Annotated in this window: 18 protein-coding genes; 14 read left to right on the forward strand and 4 right to left on the reverse strand. The window is 67.8% G+C overall.

Annotation, left to right across the window (positions count from 1 at the left end; all coding sequences use genetic code 11):
- Nucleotides 1-16: 16 nt before the first annotated feature.
- The 11 genes from AB4Z47_RS02230 to AB4Z47_RS02280 all read left to right on the forward strand — a co-directional run bounded on the left by AB4Z47_RS02230 (nt 17) and on the right by AB4Z47_RS02280 (nt 12,489).
- On the forward strand, nt 17-673 hold the full coding sequence (locus AB4Z47_RS02230) for a hypothetical protein (RefSeq protein WP_441947465.1): 657 nt from the start codon (nt 17-19) through the stop codon (nt 671-673).
- Complete coding sequence (locus tag AB4Z47_RS02235; protein WP_441947466.1) at nt 670-1,482, forward strand: hypothetical protein; 813 nt, start codon at nt 670-672, stop codon at nt 1,480-1,482. Before AB4Z47_RS02230 ends, AB4Z47_RS02235 begins: the two co-directional genes overlap by 4 nt.
- Nucleotides 1,476-2,333 carry a hypothetical protein gene (locus AB4Z47_RS02240; protein WP_441947467.1) on the forward strand — a complete coding sequence of 286 codons (858 nt, stop codon included), beginning with the start codon at nt 1,476-1,478 and terminating at the stop codon, nt 2,331-2,333. Before AB4Z47_RS02235 ends, AB4Z47_RS02240 begins: the two co-directional genes overlap by 7 nt.
- The gene (locus tag AB4Z47_RS02245; protein ID WP_441947539.1) at nt 2,327-3,802 is read left to right on the forward strand and encodes a hypothetical protein; all 1,476 of its coding nucleotides are present in this window, start codon (nt 2,327-2,329) and stop codon (nt 3,800-3,802) included. The genes AB4Z47_RS02240 and AB4Z47_RS02245 overlap by 7 nt, the downstream gene beginning before the upstream one ends.
- Entirely contained in the window at nt 3,799-5,289 is a 1,491-nt protein-coding gene (locus AB4Z47_RS02250; RefSeq protein ID WP_441947468.1) for an SCO6880 family protein, read from the forward strand. Before AB4Z47_RS02245 ends, AB4Z47_RS02250 begins: the two co-directional genes overlap by 4 nt.
- A 7-nt stretch (nt 5,290-5,296) precedes the next feature.
- Nucleotides 5,297-7,504 (forward strand): hypothetical protein, encoded by a 2,208-nt coding sequence (locus AB4Z47_RS02255; protein ID WP_441947469.1) that lies wholly within the window; start codon nt 5,297-5,299, stop codon nt 7,502-7,504.
- Nucleotides 7,505-7,580: 76 nt separating this feature from the next.
- On the forward strand, nt 7,581-7,889 hold the full coding sequence (locus AB4Z47_RS02260) for a transposase (RefSeq protein ID WP_441947470.1): 309 nt from the start codon (nt 7,581-7,583) through the stop codon (nt 7,887-7,889).
- A gap of 37 nt (nt 7,890-7,926) precedes the next feature.
- Entirely contained in the window at nt 7,927-9,591 is a 1,665-nt protein-coding gene (locus AB4Z47_RS02265; protein ID WP_441947471.1) for a peptidoglycan DD-metalloendopeptidase family protein, read from the forward strand.
- Nucleotides 9,592-9,701: 110 nt separating this feature from the next.
- The gene (locus AB4Z47_RS02270) at nt 9,702-10,229 is read left to right on the forward strand and encodes a hypothetical protein (RefSeq protein WP_441947472.1); all 528 of its coding nucleotides are present in this window, start codon (nt 9,702-9,704) and stop codon (nt 10,227-10,229) included.
- A 41-nt stretch (nt 10,230-10,270) separates the two neighbouring features.
- Complete coding sequence (locus AB4Z47_RS02275; RefSeq protein WP_441947473.1) at nt 10,271-12,106, forward strand: type IV secretory system conjugative DNA transfer family protein; 1,836 nt, start codon at nt 10,271-10,273, stop codon at nt 12,104-12,106.
- Nucleotides 12,103-12,489 carry a DUF4913 domain-containing protein gene (locus AB4Z47_RS02280; RefSeq protein WP_357261222.1) on the forward strand — a complete coding sequence of 129 codons (387 nt, stop codon included), beginning with the start codon at nt 12,103-12,105 and terminating at the stop codon, nt 12,487-12,489. Before AB4Z47_RS02275 ends, AB4Z47_RS02280 begins: the two co-directional genes overlap by 4 nt.
- A gap of 80 nt (nt 12,490-12,569) precedes the next feature.
- On the opposite strand, the gene AB4Z47_RS02285 is transcribed toward AB4Z47_RS02280, so the two are convergent.
- Together AB4Z47_RS02285 and AB4Z47_RS02290 are read right to left on the reverse strand one after the other, a co-directional pair.
- On the reverse strand, nt 12,570-13,121 hold the full coding sequence (locus AB4Z47_RS02285) for a hypothetical protein (RefSeq protein WP_441947474.1): 552 nt from the start codon (nt 13,119-13,121) through the stop codon (nt 12,570-12,572).
- Between the two features lie 410 nt (nt 13,122-13,531).
- The gene (locus AB4Z47_RS02290; RefSeq protein WP_441947475.1) at nt 13,532-14,410 is read right to left on the reverse strand and encodes a peptidylprolyl isomerase; all 879 of its coding nucleotides are present in this window, start codon (nt 14,408-14,410) and stop codon (nt 13,532-13,534) included.
- A gap of 139 nt (nt 14,411-14,549) precedes the next feature.
- On the opposite strand from AB4Z47_RS02290, the gene hisS reads away from it, so the two are divergent.
- The 3 genes from hisS to AB4Z47_RS02305 all read left to right on the forward strand — a co-directional run bounded on the left by hisS (nt 14,550) and on the right by AB4Z47_RS02305 (nt 17,809).
- The gene (hisS, locus tag AB4Z47_RS02295; RefSeq protein ID WP_441947540.1) at nt 14,550-15,821 is read left to right on the forward strand and encodes a histidine--tRNA ligase; all 1,272 of its coding nucleotides are present in this window, start codon (nt 14,550-14,552) and stop codon (nt 15,819-15,821) included.
- Between the two features lie 148 nt (nt 15,822-15,969).
- On the forward strand, nt 15,970-16,617 hold the full coding sequence (locus tag AB4Z47_RS02300; protein WP_441947476.1) for a hypothetical protein: 648 nt from the start codon (nt 15,970-15,972) through the stop codon (nt 16,615-16,617).
- 181 nt (nt 16,618-16,798) lie between these two features.
- Complete coding sequence (locus AB4Z47_RS02305) at nt 16,799-17,809, forward strand: malate dehydrogenase (RefSeq protein ID WP_441947477.1); 1,011 nt, start codon at nt 16,799-16,801, stop codon at nt 17,807-17,809.
- A 69-nt stretch (nt 17,810-17,878) separates the two neighbouring features.
- Here the strand turns inward: AB4Z47_RS02305 and AB4Z47_RS02310 are convergent, their stop codons facing one another.
- Both AB4Z47_RS02310 and AB4Z47_RS02315 read right to left on the reverse strand, forming a co-directional pair.
- The gene (locus AB4Z47_RS02310; protein ID WP_441947478.1) at nt 17,879-18,958 is read right to left on the reverse strand and encodes a 2-oxoacid:ferredoxin oxidoreductase subunit beta; all 1,080 of its coding nucleotides are present in this window, start codon (nt 18,956-18,958) and stop codon (nt 17,879-17,881) included.
- Nucleotides 18,955-21,024: a 2-oxoacid:acceptor oxidoreductase subunit alpha gene (locus AB4Z47_RS02315; RefSeq protein WP_441947479.1), complete on the reverse strand. Its 2,070-nt coding sequence runs from the start codon at nt 21,022-21,024 to the stop codon at nt 18,955-18,957. The genes AB4Z47_RS02310 and AB4Z47_RS02315 overlap by 4 nt, the downstream gene beginning before the upstream one ends.
- Nucleotides 21,025-21,081 lie beyond the last annotated feature (57 nt).

Genomic DNA, 21,081 nt, shown 5'->3' on the forward strand with positions numbered 1-21,081 from the left:
CGGGGACGACGCGGGAATGAATTCCACAGTGATTCGGTCGAACAACTCCGCAGCGTGGCGGCGCGATCTCCGCCGCCCCGCCGCCGGCGTCGTCGGCGCCGCGCTGGTGCTGGCGGCGGTCGGCTGCGGAGGAGGCGATGACAAGTCGGGTACTGACCTGACCGCGGCACCGACCAATGTGCGGTGGCAGCCGTTCCAAGGCGTGCCGCTGCCGCAGACCGACCAGGGGCCGAAGTCGACGGCCGACGGTGCCGCGACCGGTTTCGAACACTCGCCGCGCGGCGCGGGTCTCGCCGCGCTGACCCATTCGGTGCGGCTCGCAGTGGCCGCGGACACCCAGTGGGCGAAAGTGGCCGCGCAGGAACTGGTTCCGGGCCCGGCCAAAGACGAGTGGGCGATCAACCGGGTGCAGCTGTCGATCACGGGCCCGGCCGGTCCCGAATTCACACCGCGCCTGCTCGGCTACAAGATCACCAGCTACACCGATCAGAGTTCCACCGTCGACGTGTATACCGAGTACTCCGACAGCTCGAAGGCGGTGAACCACACGACCGTCGAGTGGTTCGGCGACGACTGGAGATTACGACTGCCCGACCCCGACTCGACCACACGACCCATCGATTCGATCGACGCATTACCCACCGACATCGTGAAACTGGAGGCACCGACGTGAGCGACAAGGAGTCGTACGCGCGCGACCGCGTCTCCTTCGGTGTCGTCGCGTCTGCCGCCGTGCTGACGCTCATCGTGATCGTGGGCATCTTCGTCTTCGTCGGTCGCGACGACGACGGCGGGGACGGGGCTGCCGCCGTCACCGAAGGCTCCGGCGGCACCGGTTTCGCCGGCCCCGAGGTCGACATCCTCGGCAGGCGCGTGGACATCCCGAACTATGCTGCCGGACAACCACTTCCGCAGGATCCGTCGCGACAGCGCAAGCCGGCCGATCCGGACTGGCTTACCGCGGCGCCCGAGGGCACCACCGCGCCACACGGCTGGCAGCGGGTGTACGGCGCCTCCGTCCCGTTCTCCACCTCCGACGGGCCGACCCGCATCGAAGACGACCTGGCCGTCGGGTACTCGCACACGCCGCAGGGCGCGGTACTGGCCGCTGCGCAGATCACCTACCGGCTCAACGCCCGCCCTGCCGACCGCGATCTGTACGTACGCCAGGTCCGAGTCTCCGCTCAGCAGATCGCCGCTTACGACAAGGCGCTGTCCGACGATCGCCTGCCCGAGCAGCAGCCCGAGAAGGTGACCCGCTACTTCGTCGCCTCCGACGCGTTCAAGGTGGACGACTACGCCGACGATCTCGCCATCATCCGCCTCGCCACCCGCGGACCCGTGGTGGACGGCAAGCAGCTGTGGGCGGCGATGCGTCTGGTCATGGTGTGGGATGCGGGTGATTGGCGCTTGAAGCCCTCGACGTCCAACAACGCGCAGACGGAGTATCTCGAGTCATTGGTGGGGTGGACGAAGTGGTGAGTAAACGAGGAGTAGATCGTGCGCCCCTGGCGCTGATGGGTACGGGTGCGGTACTCGCCGTTGTGATCGCTGTGCTCGTCACCGTTGCCGCCATGCGGGACAACGCATCAGGTGCAGACCACGTCTCGAGGACCGGCACGACGTCGGGGAATGTTCCGACACCCGCGCCTGCCGGGCCGGGCGGCGGAGCCACAGCATTCGGCAATCCGGAGACCGACATGTTCGGTCGACGTGTCGACGTGCCGGTCGGCGCGGCGGGTGTGGCCCTGCAACAGAATCCGAATCAGCAGCAGCAGTCGGGTGCGCCGGGATGGACCGCCGCCGCGCCGGTGCCTGCGAGCGGAGAGGGAGTGTGGCAACGGTTGTTCGGCGGTCCGGTCGTGCGTTTCTCCACTTCCGACGGCCCTTTCCGAATCGACGGCTCCGCTGCTGTCGGCTTCGCGCACACTCCGCAGGGGGCCGCACTGGCCGCCGAGCAGATCTACTGGCGGACAAATGCCAATCCCAGGGATCGCGACCTGCTGGTCCGGCTTGTCGACGTGACGCCACAGTATTTGGCCGAGTACGACCGGCTGGTCGCCGCGGGCAAGGTGTCCGACCGTCTGCCGGACAAGCTCAGGCCACTGCTGTTCGCTTCGGATGCCTTCCGAATCGAAAGCTATGCGGATGATTTCGCGAAAATCCAGTTTGCGAGAAAGGCACGAGAAACAGTTGACGGCCAACCGACATGGGTGGGCACGCGCCTAGCGGTCGTGTGGCGAGACGGAGATTGGAAGCTCACGACGGTGACAGGCGACGAGCGAGTACAGATCGAGTCCCTGCGGAGCATCGAGGGGTGGACACAATGGTGAGGCGGCTGGTCACGATATTCGCGGTCATCTTCACGGTGATGATCGCGACGCCGACGGTGGCGTACGGCCAGACTTACGGTTTCGACGAGACGTGCAACGAAATCCACGATTCGCTCGACAACGTCGGACTGCCCGGTATCTCCCTCGGTGACGCCGCATCGGCCGCATGCAAAGCGGGCAACGCCGCTTCGCATCCCGGCCAGGCGGCGACCGCGGTGAAGGACAAGGCATGGGACTCGACCTTCGGCAAGGTGGTCGACTCCCTGATGAACGGTCTCGGCGAAGCCATCATCCTGGCGTTGACCTTCTGGATGAAGGTGCCCAACGAGGCGGTCAGCGACTCGGGTTCGCTGTTCACGAAGATCAACGATTACACCTATCAAGCGCAGATATTGCTGTTGATCGCGTCGGTGATCCTCTCGGGCGCGCGATTGGCCGAGGCCAGACGCGGGGCCGCGATGAACGAGGCGGCCGAGTCGTTCCGCATGTTCACTCGCGTGGTTTTCAGCTCCTGGATGCTCGGCGCGGTGATCGTGGCAGGTACTCAGGCCTCGGACCGCTTCTCGGAGTGGATCATCAACGACTCGACCAACGGCAACGCCAAGGACCTGGCGGAGCTGATGGTGAAAACCAGCAAGCTGCAGGCGTTCTCGCCGGGTCTGGTGCTGATCATCGCGATTGTCGGCCTGCTCGGCGCGCTGGCGCAGATCGTGCTGGCCATCGTCCGCCAGGGTCTGCTGGTGATCGCGGCCGGTGTGCTGCCGCTGGCCGCGGCTGCGTCGGGCATGAACGTGGGCAAGCAGTCGTATCAGAAGCTGATCGGCTGGATCATCGCGTTCATGCTGTGGAAACCGGTGGCGGCGATCGTCTACATGATCGCGTTCACTACTGCGGGCCACGTGGATTCGCTCACTGAGACCGGGGGCCTGCCGGATGGCGAGCAAGCCCAGCGCATGCTGGTCGCCATCGTGTTGCTGTGCAGCGTGGCGTTTGTGCTGCCCGCGCTGATGCGGTTGGCCACGCCCGCCGTCGCGATCGTTGGCAGCGGCGGTTCTGGTCTCACCGCGACCGGCGGTACCTTGCTCGCGGTCGCGGGCCTCGGCGCTATGGGTACCAAGGCCGTCGGTGTCAAGGGCTCCGCGGCGCCGGGTGCGGCGGGTTACGTGAGCGGCAGTGGAACTGGCCCTCGTCCTGGCGGCGCGGGCGGACCTCGCGGCGGTGGTGGCGCGCCGCGGCCGACGCCGCCGCGGGGAGGTGGCGGCGGTCAAGGCGGTGGGGCCCCGCGCGCCTCCGGCCCCTCCGGCGCGTCCGGGGTAGCGTCCGGAGCGGCCAGGACGGCAGGCCGGATCGGCGCGGCGCGCGCCGCGAGCGGCGGCCTGAACCGGGCCGACCAAACAATGGGTGACGTCGCGGGCGACCGCTGGACGAATCGTTCACCCGACCTCGGGAGGAGCACCATTCCGCGATGACAGTCACCGACACCTACGAGCGGCGCTCGTACGGCCTCTGGCAGAAGCCGCGCAGTGCGGGCCTTTTCGGCCTGCGCTGGGAGGAGACCGTGCTCGGCTTCGCGGTCGTGATCACGGCGCTGATCACCGCGATGGTCGGCGGCTTCCAGTGGGGTCTGATCGTCGGCGGCACCGGCGTCGTCGTGATGGTTCCACTGGTGTGGCGGACGGGCGGCCGTTCGGGTTACGAGACGGGATTGATGATGTTCAACTGGATGCGCTCACGCAGTCGCGGCGAGCATGTGTACCGGGGCGGCCGGTTCTCCCGAATCCCGGGCGGTGTCACCCGATTGCCCGGTCTGCTCGCGCCCTCCAAGCTCTACGAGGGCATCGACGCGGGCGGCTACAGCTTCGGCATGATCCACCTCCCGCAGTTCGCGCAGTACACGGTGGTGCTGCGCGCGTGGCCCCAGGGCCACGAGGCAGTGGACCAGCCGGTGATCGACCGGTGGGTGTCGGCATGGGGTACCTTCCTGGCCTCGGTCGGCCAGACCAGCGACATCGTTGCCGTGGTCCCGGTCATCGACACCGTTCCGGAGACCGGAAACCGTTTGCTCACCGAAGTTTCCACGATTACGCGGCCGGAGGCGCCGGAGCTGGCCCAGCAGGTGATGTACGAGCTGGCCACCGAACTGCCGCAGGAGCGGGTGCAGTTGCTTCCGCGTGTGGCGATCACGTTCAAGGCCACCACCGCCGAGCGCCGCAAGAACCCGGCGGAGGAGGCCGTCGAGATCGGCCGCCGCCTGCCCGGCATCTGCGCGGCGCTCGCGGAGGCGGGTGTGCGCGCGCAGCCGATGTCGGCCGACGAGGTGATCTCGTTCATCCGGCGCAGCTACGACCCTGCCTCGCAGGCCGACCTCGAGGTCGCCGCCGGCGAACCCGAGGGCCACGGCCTGGACTGGGCGGACGCGGGGCCGGTCTCGCACGACGAGAAGTGGGACTGCCTGGTGCACGACGGCGGCCGGTCGGTGACCTGGGAAATGGACGCCGCTCCGGAGGGCGCGGTCGACGAGCGGGTGCTGCAGCGGCTGCTCGCACCGAATCCCGAAGTGCCGCGCAAGCGTATCGCCATCGTGTACCGGCCGCACTCGGCTGCCGATGCCGCCGAGATCGTCGACGACGACTTCAAGAATGCGCTGGTAGCCCAGCAGAGTGAACGTGGGGTCGTGTCCGCGGCGGCGACGCTGCGGGTGGGCGCCACCCAGCAGGCCCGCGAGGAGCAGGCCAGGGGTCACGGTGTGACCCGCTTCGGGGCACTGGTGACCATCACCGAGCCCCTGCGCGGCGACCTGCCGCGTATCGAAGCCATCACGCGCGACCTGTCGACCCAGGCGCGCCTGAAGATTCGGCGGTGTTACCGATACCAGGCGGCAGCCTTCGCGGCTTCGCTGGGTTGCGGGGTGATCCTGCCGGAACACGCCACTATTCCGAAGGCACTGGCGGGGTGAGGGATTCATGGCACGGGACTACGAGCCACCCGTACGGGACCGGGACGAAGCCGCTCGCCGCAGGCGGCTCGAGCAAGCCGGGCGAGACGAGTGGGGGCAGCGGCCGGAGCGGCCGCGGCGCCCCGCGCGGGATTCGGCGCGGGTGAGCGGCGAGGATTGGTCGGACCTCGAGATGTCCGACCGGGAACGGCGGGCCGCGAGAGAGGCTGCCGAGCGGCGAGCGCGAGCAGGCGGGAGCCGGTCCGATGGAGCGCGTTCCGAACGGGCGCACGCCGACCGCCCCCGCGGCGAGCGCACGTCCGGGGATCGCTCCCGTGCTGACGGCGTGCGGACCGCCCGGCCTACCCGCGACGCGGTAACCGAGCGCATTGCCCGGCCCGCGCGCCCGGATCGCAACGGCGCCGGAACCGGTCGCGTAGCACGGCCCGCGAAGGTCGACTACACGGCCGACCGCGCCATGGGCACCCCGTACCTGGACAAGGCGGCCCGCCGCGCGAAGGCAAAGGCAGACCGACGTAAACAGTCCGGCCCTCCGCTGCTGGACGACGCCACCCGAGCCGAACTGGAGATGATCGCCCGCGAGGGCAGCGGCCTGCGTGCGGCGTGGGCACAGTTCCGGGTCCGCACCGACGACATCCGCCGCCGCAACTACGCCGCCCGCGCCGAGCAGGCGATCGAGGATGGATTCGACCGCAGCACAGCCCAACTCACCGACCGCGGCTACGCGGGCGCGGGCGGCGGCCGGATGAACGTGGTCGGACGTCCGGTCGAATATCGCGCCACCACCGCCCAGGTCGCGGGCCTGTGGCCGTGGTCGGTCGGCGCGGGCGCGCCGCTGATCGGCACCCCACTCGGCTCGCACCTGCACACCGGCGCCCCGGTCTGCTTCGACCCGATGAACTGGTTCATGCGCGGCAGCTTCATCACCGCACCCAGCCTGTTCGTGCTCGGCCTCAACGGTTTCGGCAAGTCGTCGCTGGTGCGCAGGATCGTGCTCGGCGGTATCGCGCAGGGGATTACGCCGCTCATCTTGGCCGACGTCAAACCGGACTACCGCAAGATGGTCGAGCTGGTCGGGGGCCAGGTGATCGACCTGGGATATGGGCACGGCAAGCTCAACCCGCTCGCGGCGGGTGTGCTCGGCGCGGTCGTGCCGCGCCTGGAAGACCTTCCTGCCCTGCAACTTCAGGTGTTGCAAGACCTGAGGGCCAGGCAGGTGACACTGATCGCCGGTCTGGTCGAACTGGTCCGCGGCGACCGCGTGCGCGATTACGAGGAGACGCTGATCTCCACCGCGTTGCGTATCCTCTACAAACCCGGCAGCGGTTTCACGCCGGACAAGCCGCCGATCATGGAGAACCTCCTCGAGGTGATCGTCGGTGGCGGTGAGGAATTGATGTTGGACGCGGGCGCCGACAACCCGGCCGAGTACCAGAACGCGATCAAGGGTTTGCGCCGCTCGTTGCGCGCTCTGACCCAGGGCCCGTTCGGCGCGGTCTTCAACGGGCAGACCACGGTGCCGATCGACACCAGCGCGGTCGCGGTGTGCATGGACGTGTCGCACATCCCGACCGGTGACAAGAAGCTCAAGGCCGCGGTCATGCTGGCCTGCTGGGCCGACGGATTCGCCTCGGTCGAGGCCGCGCACGTGCTCGCCGACGCGGATCTGGGCCCGCAGCGCTATTTCCAGGTCGTGATGGACGAACTGTGGCAGGTGCTCGGTCTCGGCGACTTCATGGTGGACCGGGTCGACGAGCTCACCCGATTGCAGCGCGGCATCGCCACCGCGCTGATCATGATCAGCCATACCATCAAGGACCTGCAAGCACTCGGATCGGAAGCCGCCATCGCCAAGGCGCTCGGTTTCCTCGAACGTGCGCGCGCCAAGATCTTCGGAGCGCTTCCTGCCGAAGAGATCAAGCGGCTGGACAGCACGGTGCCGTTCACGTCGGCCGAGGAGGAGATGGTGACCGGATGGTCCGCACCGCAGGCATTGACCGGCGAGGCGCTCAAACCGGGCCAGCAGAGGCCATCTCCGCCCGGAACCGGTAAGTTCCTGCTGAAGATCGGTGAAGACCGTCGGCCCGGCATCCCATTCCACATGGAATTCACGCTGTCGGAGAAGGAAAGCGGGATCCACGATACCAATCAGCGGTTCAGCGAATTCACCGAATCGACTTCGCGGGGAACGGATTCGCCAGGGAGTGCCGCATGAGATATCAGCGGGGACGCGATGCGGGAATGATCGGCGGCGTGCCGCGGTACGTGACCGACGACCGGGGGTGCGCCGCATGATGCCGCACCGATCCTACCGCCGCGTCTCGCCGGAGGTGCGCGAGGCCGCCGTCCAGCAAGTCATCGCGCTCACGGGCAAACTACACAGCGAATCGGAGGCCTGTCGCGTGGTCGCCGAACAGATCGGGGTGCACACGAATTCGGTACGGAACTGGGTGCGTGCGGCCGAAGGCCCCGGTCTGGAGCGCATGGACGCGCCCGCGTTGCGGCGGAAGGTCGCGTTGCTGCAACAACAGTTGGCGGCCGCCGCCGAGATGAACCGCACCCTGGCCGACACCCTCAACGAAACCCGGCGCCGGACGTGAAGCACGCCTGCGCTCGGCGCGCCGCCGAGGGGCAGCGATGAGCGGCAAATCGGTGCTGTGGGTCGCGCTCGGCGCGGTTCTCGGCCTCCTGACCATCGTGCTGGTCATCATCATGCCCGCGGTGGATGACGCCTGCGAAGGATCCTCGGTGCTCGGTTCGCAGTCCGTACTGCCGCCGCTGGGCGGTTACGCGTCTGGTGATTCGCGTGCCGCCGCGTCCGGCAATCCCACCGCCACACAGACCAATCCGACCGCGACCGCGACGCCCTCGCTGGCCGCGGGCTCCGGTCCGCTGCGCCGCACCCTGCCGTTGGCGACCGGAACCTTCACTGTCTCCGACACCTTCGGCGCGCGCGGTGGCGCACACAAGGGAGTCGACCTGGCCGCTGCCGACGGCACCCCCATCTACTCCGTGTCCGACGGACGTGTCGTCGCCGCAGGTCCCGCATCGGGTTTCGGCAACTGGATCGTCATCGACTCGGTGGACACCAATGGCCGCTCGTACTCGGCGGTCTACGGCCACATGTGGAACTCCGGTGTGCTGGTCCGAGTCGGTGACACGGTGACCGCGGGTCAGCCCATCGGCGCGGTCGGCTCCGCGGGTGAATCCAGCGGTCCGCACCTGCATTTCGAGATCGTCCCGGGCGGCCGGTTCACCGGCGGACGTCAGATCGACCCGTTGCCCTGGCTGGACGGCGCCCCCACCCCGGACGTCGGTGGCGCGCGCGCCTACTCCAGCGATCCGCGGTGCAGTCTCGGCTTCGGCACCGCCGGTGGCGCGCTCGCCGCCGGCAAGGTGCCGCCGGAATTGGAAATCTGGTATCGCCGCGCGGGTTCGATCTGCCCACAGATCACCCCGTCGCTGCTTGCCGCGCAAGGTAGGCAGGAGTCAGGATTCCGGCGCGGCGCAACCTCACCGGCCGGCGCGCAGGGTCTGGCGCAGTTCCTGCCGGGCACCGCGGCGAGTACCGATCCGGATGATGGTCGGCCGTACGTGATCGACGCCGACGGCAACGGCGTCGCCAGCGTGTGGGACGACGGCGACGCGATCATCGGTCAGGGCCGCTACATGTGCGCGATCGCGCACAAGATCCTGCGGTGGCAATCCGAGGGGAAGGTGCAGGGCGATGTCGTCGCGCTGACGCTGGCCGCGTACAACGCTGGCGAAGGCGCGGTGCTCGCCTCGGGCGGCATGCCGAATCAGGCTGCGGCACATTATGCCGAGACTCAGCCGTACGTGCGGAACATTCTGGCGATGGAGGCGCAGTACCGCGCGCCCGGCTCGCTCGGCCGGTTCACGCCGAGGGAGGGCTCGAACGGCGACCAGATCGTCGAGGCCGCGCACGAATGGCTCGGCACACCATACGTGTGGGGCGGCGGCGGGTCACAGGGGCCGAGCGGCGGCGGTCTGGACGGCCCTGGGCTGACCTCGGCGGCGGTGTTCGCGGCCTCCTCCGGCGCGGTGACGCTGCCGCGCACGGCCGAACAGCAGTGGGAGTCGGGTGCCGAGGTGCCGATGAACAAAACACAGCCGGGTGACCTGGTATTCAGTTCATTCGGTCCGCGCGGACCCGCGCAGGTCGGGATCTACGCCGGGAACGGGCGCATGATCCAGTCGGTGCCCGGCGTCGGCGCGCGGTCCGGCGGCGGTGTCTCGGAAGTCGCGGTGCCCGGGGACGGACGGGCGAGGAGAGTGCTGTGAGTGCCCGGGCACGCACCGCGGATGAACACACGGCGGCAGGACTGCCGAAGTGCCACCCGATGCGGCTAGCCTGGAGAGGCAAAGCAAGTGTACGCGCGAAACTGGTGGTGATGCTGGTGCTGAGCGTCGCGGTGCTGGGCGTGGCCTGCGGTCGTGGGGACCGCGTGGACGCGGGATCCGATGGGGTGCATCCCGCTACGTCCACGACCCGGTTGCTCGAGGGCGTCCCCGCGCCCGACCCGGTGACGCCCGACGGCGTCGCCGTTGCTGCGCTGCGGGAGATCTACAGCTGGGAACCCGCTACCGAGAACCAGGGCACATCGTTGACCCGAGCTCGGAAGTTCCTGGGCCCCAGTTTGATTCGTATGCTGGATGCCTCGCCGACCGGCATCGAGACCCCGAAAGCGACGCTGCAGTGGTCGGATTGGGCGAAGGCCGCAGCCCGCGTCGACGCGTTCACCTTCGCCTCCGGCGAGACGGCGCCGAACACCACCGAACCGAACATCCAGCAGTTCAAGATCGGGATCGAGCAGACCGTCGTCTATCCGAGCGGGCGCAAGGAGCCGTTGCCACCGGCGACAGTGATCGCCACCGTGGTGCGCACGCCCGACGGATGGCGACTCGACGCGTTCCGCTGACCACACGCTTCCACCACCGGACCGCCGACCCAGGAGGACACATGGCGAAGAAGAAAAAGGTGACGGATCCGGCCGTGCCCGGACCCGATCTCAGCCTGTATCTGACCTACGCCGGCTTCGCGATCTTCGGAACCCTCTGGATCGCGGTGCATCTGGGCAACATGCTCGCGGGCAGCCCGCAGAGGGTCCCGATCAACCCGATCGCCATCGTCGCCGACCTCGCCAAAGGAAGACTGCAGTGGCCGGGCGCATCGACAGTGATCTTGCTGCTGGTGATCGCCAGCGTGATCGCCTACCTCGTGATCCTCAGACAGCTGAACAAGCGCCAGAGCAAGGGCAGGCTGCCGGTCGACGATAAGGCCGACGTGATGGGCAGCGGCGGCGCGATCTCGATGCTCACGGAGGCGGGTGTCCGGGAGAAAGCCGATCAGCTCGGCGTGCGACTCGGCTACGACGACGTTCCCGGTGTGCCGATCGGTGTCGGCGTGGCCGACGGGGTGATGCTCTACGGCTCCTACGAGGATCTACACCTGGACATCTGGGGTCCGCGGCAGGGCAAATCGACTTCACGCGTCATACCGGCGATCCTCACCGCGATCGGACCGGTGCTGGCCACCTCCAACAAGCGAGACGTGGTGGACGCGACCCGAGACGTCCGGGAGTCCAAGGGAAGTCCCACTTTCGTCTTCGATCCGCAGGGCGTCGCAGGCGAGGAGCCGACCTGGTTCTGGGATCCGTTGTCCTGGGTGGACGCGGGCCGCGAGGGCTGCGAGATGCGCGCGGCGCGGTTGGCCGGGCACTTCGCCGACGGCGACGACGGCAGCGACACCAAGACGGACGCGTTTTTCGATCCGGAGGCCGAGGACTTGCTCGCCGGGCTGTTCCTCGCCGCTGCCGTCGGTGACCGCAACGGTCGCAGGCCGATCGTCCAAGTGTGGGAGTGGGTGACGAACCCGCAGGATACCGAGCCGATCGAGCTCCTGCGCGCCGCACGCCACCACTACACGGCCTCCGGTCTTTCCTCGCAGTACAACACCGATCCGCGCACGCGAAGTGGCATCTTCGGTACTGCCAAAAAGATGATCCGCTGCCTGAAGCTGTCGAACGTGCACCCGTGGATCACCAGGGGCGGGGACCGCAGGGAATTCGATGAGCTGGAGTTCCTCGAGCACAACGGAACTCTCTACAGCTTGTCCCTCGAGGGCCGCGGGTCGGCCGCGCCGCTGGTGAGCGCGCTCACCGAGGCAGTAGTGGACGTCGCGATGCGCAAGGCATCGCAGTCGCGCGGCGGTAGGCTGGCGATTCCATTGCTCGCGGTACTCGATGAGGCCGCGAACGTGGTGCGTTGGAAGGATCTGCCCAAGCAGTACAGCCACTTCGGCTCACGCGGCATCGTGGTGATGACGGTGCTGCAGTCCTGGGCGCAGGGCGCCCGCTGTTGGGGGGAGAGCGGCATGAACGCCCTCTGGTCGGCGGCGAACATCAAGGTTCTCGGCAGCGGCGTCGACGACACCAGGTTCCTGCAGGAGCGGTCCGATGTCCTCGGCGAATACGATGCGATCTCCCAGTCGGTCTCGGAATCCAAAGGCGGCAAGAGCTATTCGCGGTCGCTGGGTTCATCGAAGACGTTCTCGGTCAACGGTCTGGCAACGTTGCCGCGCGGCCGGGCCATCGTGTTCCCATCCGGTGCGCCGCCGGTACTGGTCCGGACGGTGCCGTGGTGGGAAGGCGAGTACGCTGCCGAGGTGAAGAAGTCCATCACGCACCATGATCCGCAGCGCAAGACGGAAATCACGGACCTGATCGGCGCGCCCTCGTTGAGCAAGTCGGCACCGCCGCCGGAGTACGGACAGGTCGAGGAGGTTCGCCCGCTGTGACCGAACAGCAGCAACAACCGATGATCTACGCGAGTGTGGTGGAGTTCGTCGAAAATTATCTCAGCCTGGTTTACCGGCGTCAGGTCACCGATCTCAGCGATACGGTGTGGTGCCCGGAGTGGTGGCAGCACGCCGAGGCGGTTGCGCGGCTGGACGCGCTGTGGCGGGCGTGGGAGCACTACCGCCTGGACGGGCGCACCGGGCTGAGTGTCTGGTTCCTGGACCACGCGGATCCGCACATGTCAAAACTCTTCGACCCCAAGGGGCCGTTCAAATACTGCAGTGTGCGCAACGGTCACAAGGACATGCTCAGCCCGCTGCCGCTGAAGTCGCCGCAGCACGGCATGTTCGGTGATCCCACGATCGGCGACTTCCGTCTGTAATCGCTTGTCGGACAGTCGTTCGCGCGGATTGCCGGAATAGACCGAACGCCCGCTGGGTCTCCCAGCGGGCGTTCGTTCGTCTACTGTCTCGCGCGTTCCAGGCCGCGAGCTTCCTGTTCCCTGGCCCGCGTCACCGACGGCGCCTCGTCCGGGCGAGTGCGCACGGCCTCGCCCGGCGGCTGTGCCTGGCCTACCTCGATCAACATCCGCACCGCGGCCAGTTCCGGCGCGACACCCATTTTGGCGAGATGGGCGGCGATCGCCATCCGGCGTTCCGTGGAGTCGTACCGCATCGCGGGCTTGGCGTTCGCGGCGGCGTTGGCGGCCATGCGCGTGGCCTCGGCTTGTGCGGAGAAGCGGTCCTTCTCCAGCGACACGCCCTTTTCCGCGATCGGCTTCTCGATCAGCCGGGCCAGTTCGGTGTTTCGCGGATCTTTGGCCTTCGCGTCACGGGCCTCGCGGAGCTGCATCTCTTTGGCCTCTTTGATGCGGGCGTCCGTAAGCTTGGCGCGCGCTTCGGCTTCTTTCTGACCACGCTCGCGGGTCCGCAGTGCGACGAGCGTCGCCATCTGCAACATAGTCCTCATCATGGCCGCGGTCTCCCGGCCGATGTCGTCCAGTTCTTCGGACATGGCTGCTCCCCGATGCTGCAGTGATCACTGTGGATGAATGTGGTGCTTCGTCACGGACGCCGCCACGCGAACTGTTGTCCGTGCAGTGGGCCCCGCCTGCAAACGCGGACACCCGGAGGACTCGTTGCGCGGCACTCCCTACTAGGGGATCGCCCTATTGCGGGATGGCTACGCTGCGGGAACTCCTTCGTTCGAGATTACCTGACAAAGGTCGACACAATCGTACGAGCGTGCCGCATATCAGCATATATCGCACAATTCCGGCACGCGTGCGAACTCAACGGAGGATCTCCGGATTTCTAGGAAAAACCTACCGAATAATAGGGTCGCTTATTGTGGCGGCGCGTCGGATCAGCGTTGAGCTCGGGCTCGCCGGCCGGTGATCGGCGGCGGGCCCGAGCATCGGACGATCAGCGGTCGATGCGCACCGATTGAATCGTGACCGGCTCCTTCGGCTTGCCGTCGCCGGGGCCGTTCGAGTTGTCCTGGCCGAGCTTGGCGATCTTGTCGAGGGTACCGAGGCTGTTCTCGTCCACGGTCCCGAAGATCGTGTACTGCGGCGGCAGCTGTGAATCCCCGTAGACGACGAAGAACTGGCTGCCGTTGGTGCCGGGACCCGCGTTGGCCATGGCGAGCACGCCGCGTTTGTAGGCGACCGCATTGCTGAGCGCCGGATCGTCCGGCGCGTACTGATCAGTCGGGTATTCGTTGTCGAACTCATAACCGGGCCCGCCGGATCCGGAGCCGGTCGGGTCACCGCACTGCAACACCTTCAGGCCCTCGTCCGCGGTCATCCGGTGGCAGCCGGTGCCGTCGAAGAAGTTCTGCGAAGCCAGGCTGACGAAGCTGTTCACGGTGCAGGGTGAGTCGGCGTTGTTCAGCGTCAGCCCGATCGAACCCTGGCTGGTCTCCATGCTCACGCTGACCTTGGCGTCGACACCGGTGGTCGGTATGCCACCGGCCTTCGGCTTGGTCGCGGCCTTGTCCGCGGGCTTGGCGCCATCGCGGTAAACGCAGTCGACCGTCGCCGGCTTGGCCTTCGCGGCGGGTAGCGCCGCGGCCGCGGCGGCCGGTGAGCTGGTCAGCGAGGCGTCGGCGGCATCGGAGCTGTCGTTGTCGCCGCGGGTCAGGAAGTATACCCCGGTCACGGCGGCGACCACGACGACCACACCGAGCACCGAGCCGGCGATCGTGAGTTGCTTGCGCCTGCGCGCTCGCTGAGCCCGGTTGGCGAGCTGACGCTCCAGCTTGCGTTTCGCCGTTGCTCGTCGCTGTTCGTTGCTCGGCACTACCGCGTTCCTCCCGTATCCGATGACATCGGGATAAGAGTGTGCCATTTTTTCCTGAGACTGTTCCGTAACCTTCCTGAGAGGCGGTTCGGTGAACCGGTTGGACTTCGCGGGCCGTGGTGGTGGAAACTGGAGCATCGTGACCAAGACCAGCAGCTTCTCCGCCCCGAAGGGGGTACCGGACTACGTGCCTCCCGGCTCGGCCGAGTTCGTCGCGGTGCGTGACGGCCTCATCCGCGCCGCCCGACTGGCCGGGTACGGACATATCGAGCTGCCGGTCTTCGAAGACACCGGGCTGTTCGCCCGCGGTGTCGGCGAGTCGACCGACGTGGTCACCAAGGAGATGTACACCTTCCCGGACCGCGGTGATCGCAGCGTGACATTGCGACCCGAGGGGACAGCGGGCGTGATGCGCGCGGTCATCGAACACGGACTCGACCGCGGCCAGCTCCCGGTGAAGCTGTGCTACGCGGGTCCGTTCTTCCGTTACGAGCGGCCGCAGGCGGGCCGCTACCGGCAGCTGCAGCAGGTGGGCATCGAGGCGATCGGCGTCGACGACCCGGCGTTGGACGCCGAGGTAATCGCCATCGCCGACGCAGGGTTCCGTGGGCTCGGGCTCGACGGCTTCCGGCTCGAGATCACCTCGCTCGGCGACGAGACCTGCCGCCCGCAGTACCGGGAGTTGCTGCAGGAGTTCCTGTTCGGGCTGCCGCTGGACGAGGAGACCAAGCACCGGGCCCAGCTCAACCCGCTTCGCGTCCTCGACGACAAGCGGCGCGAGGTGCGCGCGATGACCGCGGATGCCCCGCTGATGATCGATCACCTCTCGGAGTCGGCCAAGGCGCACTTCGAGCAGGTGCTCGGCCACCTGGACGCGCTCGGCGTGCCGTATGTGGTGAACCCGCGCATGGTGCGCGGACTCGACTACTACACGAAGACCACCTTCGAGTTCGTGCACGATGGTCTCGGCGCCCAGTCGGGCATCGGCGGTGGCGGTCGCTACGACGGGCTGATGGCCGAGCTCGGTGGACAACCGCTGTCCGGAATTGGTTTCGGGCTCGGCGTGGACCGAACCATGCTCGCACTGGAGGCCGAGGGCAAGTCGGCGGGAAACCCGGCGCGCTGCGATGTGTTCGGTGTGCCGCTGGGCGATGCCGCCCAGCATCGGATGGTCGTGCTCGCCGCGCAGCTGCGGTCGGCAGGCATCCGGGTCGACCTCGCCTACGGCGGACGCGGCGTGAAGGGCGCGATGAAGGCGGCCGACCGGTCCGGGGCGAAGTTCACCATGGTGCTCGGCGACCGCGACCTCGCGGACAGCACCGTCGGGCTCAAGGACATGGCGACCGGCGAGCAGCGGCAGGTTCCGCTGGGCGAGGTGGTCGGTGTGCTCCGAGCGTCGTTGGTCGGCTAGCCGACGGCCTCGCTCCGGCCAGGACAGCATCGAACTCGGGGTCAGACGGCGGCATGTGGGACCACCTGACACCGAACGCCCGCTCACCCAGGTGGGTCGGCACGGTAGCGTGACCCGGCACGTGCCGGAGTCGGGAGAGGGCGGAGCAGTGTCGACGAATTCTGGTGACCAGCAGGCCGTTGCGCCGGTGGGACTCGATCTGGTCGCACCCGAGCTGTACGCGCCGATGCTGCGCCGCCTCGCGCTTGCCGCGTCGGGCATCGGGATCGGAGCCGCGCTGTTGGCGGCTACCGTGGTGACCTGGCCGTTCGCCGTCGCCATCGGTCTCGTCGTCGGCGCGCCGACCGTGCTCTATGCCGTCGCGCTGCGGCGTCGTCGAATGTGGTTGGCGGGCACGATGATTCATGCCCGCAGGCTGTTCGGCGAGCGGCAGGTGGAGATATCGGCTGCGACTGGTGCCGAGGTGCTGGTCTTCCCGGCCCGGTTGAGCCGCATCGCCCTTCGGGTCACCGCGGGGGAGGTCTCGCAGCTCATCCCGCTGGCCATGTACACCGACGCGGGTAGCGGGCGCGAATTGCACCTGCTCGGTCTGCGCAGGCTGGCCGACGCGCTCGCGGCCAGTCAATTGGCTGCTGCGGTCGCTGTTTCCGCGATGTTGTTGCACCAGCTGCGGGTGGAGGCGCGCGATGCGGGACTGGAAGAGCGGCCGCTATATCGCGCCGTGCAGTTGGCACGGGCGAAGGACGTGGTGTCGCCGGTCGTGCTGACCGATGCCGAGGTTGCCGCGCTCGGCTGATCCGGCGCCGCGGGAGATCCGCTGGCACCGTCGTCGCCGGTATGCCGCACCGGTGGCGCTGCGCACGCGGGGTATGCGGCCGCGCGGACGGATTACTGTCGTGTAGCTCACCACGGGGTTTCGCGGGCGGTGAGAGTCGATAGGGTGGGCACCGAGAGCCCCCTACCGCAAGGAGTTCGTCGTGAGCACCGCCGCCGGCACCGCACCCGTGACCGTCGCCGTGACCGGAGCCGCGGGCCAGATCGCCTACGGCCTGCTGTTCCGGATCGCCTCCGGTGCGATGCTCGGCCCGGACACGCCGGTACGACTGCGGCTGCTCGAGATTCCCGCCGCGGTGGCCTCGCTCGAGGGTGTCGCGATGGAGCTGGACGACGGTGCGTTTCCGCTGCTGGAGTCCATCGACATCAGCGACGATCCGTGGATCGGCTTCGCGGACGCCGATATCGCGCTGCTGGTCGGCGCCCGTCCGCGCACGGCGGGGATGGAGCGCGCGGATCTGCTCTCCGCCAACGGCACGATCTTCACCGAGCAGGGCGCGGCGATCAACGCCAGCGCGGCCGACGACGTGAAGGTGCTCGTGGTCGGAAACCCAGCCAACACCAACGCGTTCATCGCCATGAGCAACGCCCCTGACGTGCCCGCCGAGCGGTTCACCGCGATGACCCGTCTGGACCACAACCGAGCCATCGCCCAGTTGGCCAGGAAGACCGGTGCTCCTGCCGCCGACATCGCCCGCGTGGCGATCTGGGGCAACCACTCCGCGACGCAGTACCCGGACATCGCGCACGCCACCATCGCGGGTCGTCCCGCCCTCGATTTCATCGGCGACCGCGGGTGGCTGACCGAGGACTTCATTCCCACTGTGCAGCAGCGCGGCACCGCCATCATCCAGGCACGCGGCGCGTCCTCGGCGGCCAGCGCGGCCAGCGCGGCGATCGACCACATCCACGACTGGGTGCGTGGCACCCGGGACGGTGACTGGGTGTCCATGGCCGTTCCCTCGGACGGCTCTTACGGGGTGCCCGAGGGTCTGATCAGTTCGTTCCCGGTGACGTGCGGGAACGGCGGTTACACGATCGTTCCCGATCTGACCATCGACGATTTTGCCGGTGCCCGCATCGGCGCCTCGGTCGCCGAACTCGAACAGGAACGCGACGCCGTCATCGACCTCGGGTTTGCCAAGCGCGCCTGACACCATCTCGCTGCCACGAATTCGTGCGGCGTCCGGCACCGAACGGATTCGTCACGTTCGCCCGCGGACCTACGTGACAGTCCAGGTTTCGGACCCGTTGAGCAGGCACTGGAGCGAGTCCGGACCGATCGGCTTACGCTCGCGGGCCATCTCGGTCTGGGCGCGCACCGCGTCGTCGTAGGTCGGCCGCGAGACGCTGCGGAAGATGCCGGTGACCACGTGGCCGAGATCCTGGTCCGACAGCCGTGACAGCGCGTAGGCGTACTCGGGGCTGTCGGCGTAGGCGTCGTGCACCACGATGTCGGACTCCGCGATGCTGTCGGTACGGGCCACCTCGAGGCGGAAACCGTCACGCACGACCGCGAATTCGCCCTCGGCGCCGAAGCGGATGGGTTCGCCATGCCGCAGTGGTACGAGATGGTCCGCGGCGTTCTCCCGTCGAAGCACGTCGAACGAGCCGTCGTTGAAGATCGGGCAGTCCTGCAGGATCTCCACGAACGACGTGCCACGGTGCTCAGCGGCCGCGCGCAGCACTTCGGTGAGCCCCGCGCGGTCGGAATCCAGAGCGCGGGCAGCGAAGGTAGCCTCGGCGCCGAGTGCGACCGACAACGTGTTGAACGGGTGGTCCACCGAGCCCATCGGGGTGGACTTGGTGATCTTGCCCAGCTCCGAGGTCGGTGAGTACTGACCCTTGGTGAGACCATAGATCCGGTTGTTGAACAGCAGGATGGTCATGTTCACGTTACGGCGCAACGCGTGGATGAGATGGTTGCCTCCGATGGACAGCGCGTCACCGTCGCCGGTCACCACCCAGACCGACAGGTCGGGGCGGCTGACCGCGAGGCCGGTGGCGATCGCGGGTGCGCGACCGTGGATGGAGTGGATGCCGTAGGCCTCCAGGTAGTACGGGAAGCGGCTGGAGCAGCCGATCCCGGAGACGAACATCAGGTTCTCCCTGCGCAATCCGAGTTCGGCGAGAAAACCCCGCACGGTCGCCAGGATCACATAGTCGCCGCAGCCAGGGCACCAGCGCACCTCCTGATCGGAGGTGAAGTCCTTCGCCTTCTGCGGTCCGTCCGCAGGCGGCACGCCCGACACCCCGGTCAGGCCCAGATCTGTGCCGACAAGCGAGGTTTCCACGATCGTCATTCGTTACCCCCAACCGTGCGGTATGCGGCTTCCTCGCCTGCGCTCGGCCCGGCGCAGGTCTGTGGACGGACTTCGTCCGGTAGCGCTTGATCTGCGGCTTCCTCGCCTGCGCTCGGCCCGGCGCAGGTCTGTGGACGGACTTCGTCCGGTTGTGCTCGATATGTGGCCTGGGCTCGCGCGGCAAAGGCCTTGTCCTGTTCCATGTCCGCGATCGATCCGTCCAGCGCTGCGTCGATGACTCCGACCAGCTCCTGCGCGGAGAATGCTGTGCCGGCGATCTTCGTCCACGGCCGCACGTCGACCAGGTACTTCGCGCGTAGCAGCATGGCGAGCTGACCGCCGTTCATCTCCGGCGCGACCACGGTGCGGTAACGGTGCAGCACATCACCGAGGTTGGCGGGCAACGGATTCAGATTCCGCAGGTGCGCCTGCGCGACCGGCGCGCCGCGGCGACGGGCGCGACGGCACGCCTCGCCGATCGGGCCGTAGGAGCTTCCCCAGCCGATCAGCAGCAGCTCGGCGTTGCCCTCCGGGTCATCCACCTCGAGATCGGGGACGGCGATCGCGTCGATCTTGGCCTGCCGCAACCGGACCATCAGCTCGTGGTTCGTCGGGTCGTAGGAGATGTTGCCGCTCCCGTCGGCCTTCTCCAGTCCGCCGATGCGGTGCGCGCGCCCCTTGGTGCCCGGTACGGCGAGCGGGCGTGCCAGCGTGTCAGGGTCACGGGCGTACGGCTGGAACGGGTCGGCGTCGTCGCCTTCCGGCTCGAACGCAGGATCGATCGGGGCCAGCTGGTCGACGCGCGGAATCGACCACGGTTCCGAACCGTTCGCGATCGCGCCGTCGGACAACAGCAGCACCGGGGTGCGTGAGGTGAGCGCGATCCGTGCCGCCTCCACGGCAGTGGCGAAACAGTCGGCGGGGGAGCGCGGCGCGAGTACTGCCACCGGTGACTCGCCGTTGCGGCCGTAGAGCGCCTGCAACAGGTCGGCCTGCTCGGTCTTGGTCGGCAGGCCGGTGGACGGTCCGCCGCGCTGCACGTCGATCACTACCAGCGGTAGCTCGGTCATCACCGCGAGACCGATGGTTTCGCTCTTGAGCGCGAGACCGGGCCCTGAGGTGCTGGTGACGCCGAGCGCACCGCCGAGCGCCGCACCCAGCGCGGCGCCGATTCCGGCGATCTCGTCCTCGGCCTGGAACGTCGTGACGCCGAAGTTCTTGTGCTTGCTCAGCTCGTGCAGGATGTCCGAGGCGGGCGTGATCGGGTATGTGCCGAGGAAGACCGGCAGCCCCGCGAGCTGCCCCGCGGTGATCAGGCCGTAAGCGAGCGCGGTGTTGCCGGTGATCTGGCGGTAGGTGCCCGGTGGCAGCTCGGCGGGCGCGATCTCGTAGGTGGTGGCGAAACTCTCGGTGGTCTCGCCGTAATTCCAGCCCGCGCGAAACGCCAGCACGTTTGCCTCGGCGATCTCCGGCTTCGCCGCAAACTTCTCCCGCATGAACTGTTCGGTGCGGCCGATCGGCCGCCCGTACATCCAGGACAGCAGGCCGAGCGCGAACATGTTCTTCGCGCGCTGGGCGTCCTTCTTCCCGACGCCGGTCGATTCGGTGGCGCCGAGGGTGAGCGAGGTCATCGGGACGCGATGCACCACGAAATCCGACAGTGTCTCGTCCGTCAGCGGATCGGCGCCGTAGCCGACCTTCGCGAGGTTGCGCTTGGTGAACTCGTCGGTGTTGACAATGACGGTGGCGCCGCGCGGGAGATCCTCCAGGTTGGCCTCGAGCGCGGCGGGGTTCATCGCGACCAGCACGTCGGGCTGATCACCGGCGGTGAGGATGTCGTGATCGGCGATCTGGATCTGGAACGACGAGACACCGGGCAACGTGCCCTGCGGCGCTCTGATCTCGGCGGGGAAGTTCGGCTGGGTGGCCAGGTCGTTGCCGAACGCGGCGGCCTCGTGGGTGAAGCGATCGCCGGTCAGCTGCATCCCGTCGCCGGAGTCCCCGGCGAACCGAATCACAACCTTTTCCAATTTCGCTGTGCCGACATCACTTTGGTGCGAAACCATGTGCCTGCTTCACTTCCTCGTCGATGAGAGGTGCCATCGCCAAACTACTCCGTCGAG

Origin of the sequence: Nocardia sp. 2TAF39 (assembly GCF_052114905.1) — a bacterium.
Classification (GTDB): Bacteria; Actinomycetota; Actinomycetes; order Mycobacteriales; family Mycobacteriaceae; genus Nocardia.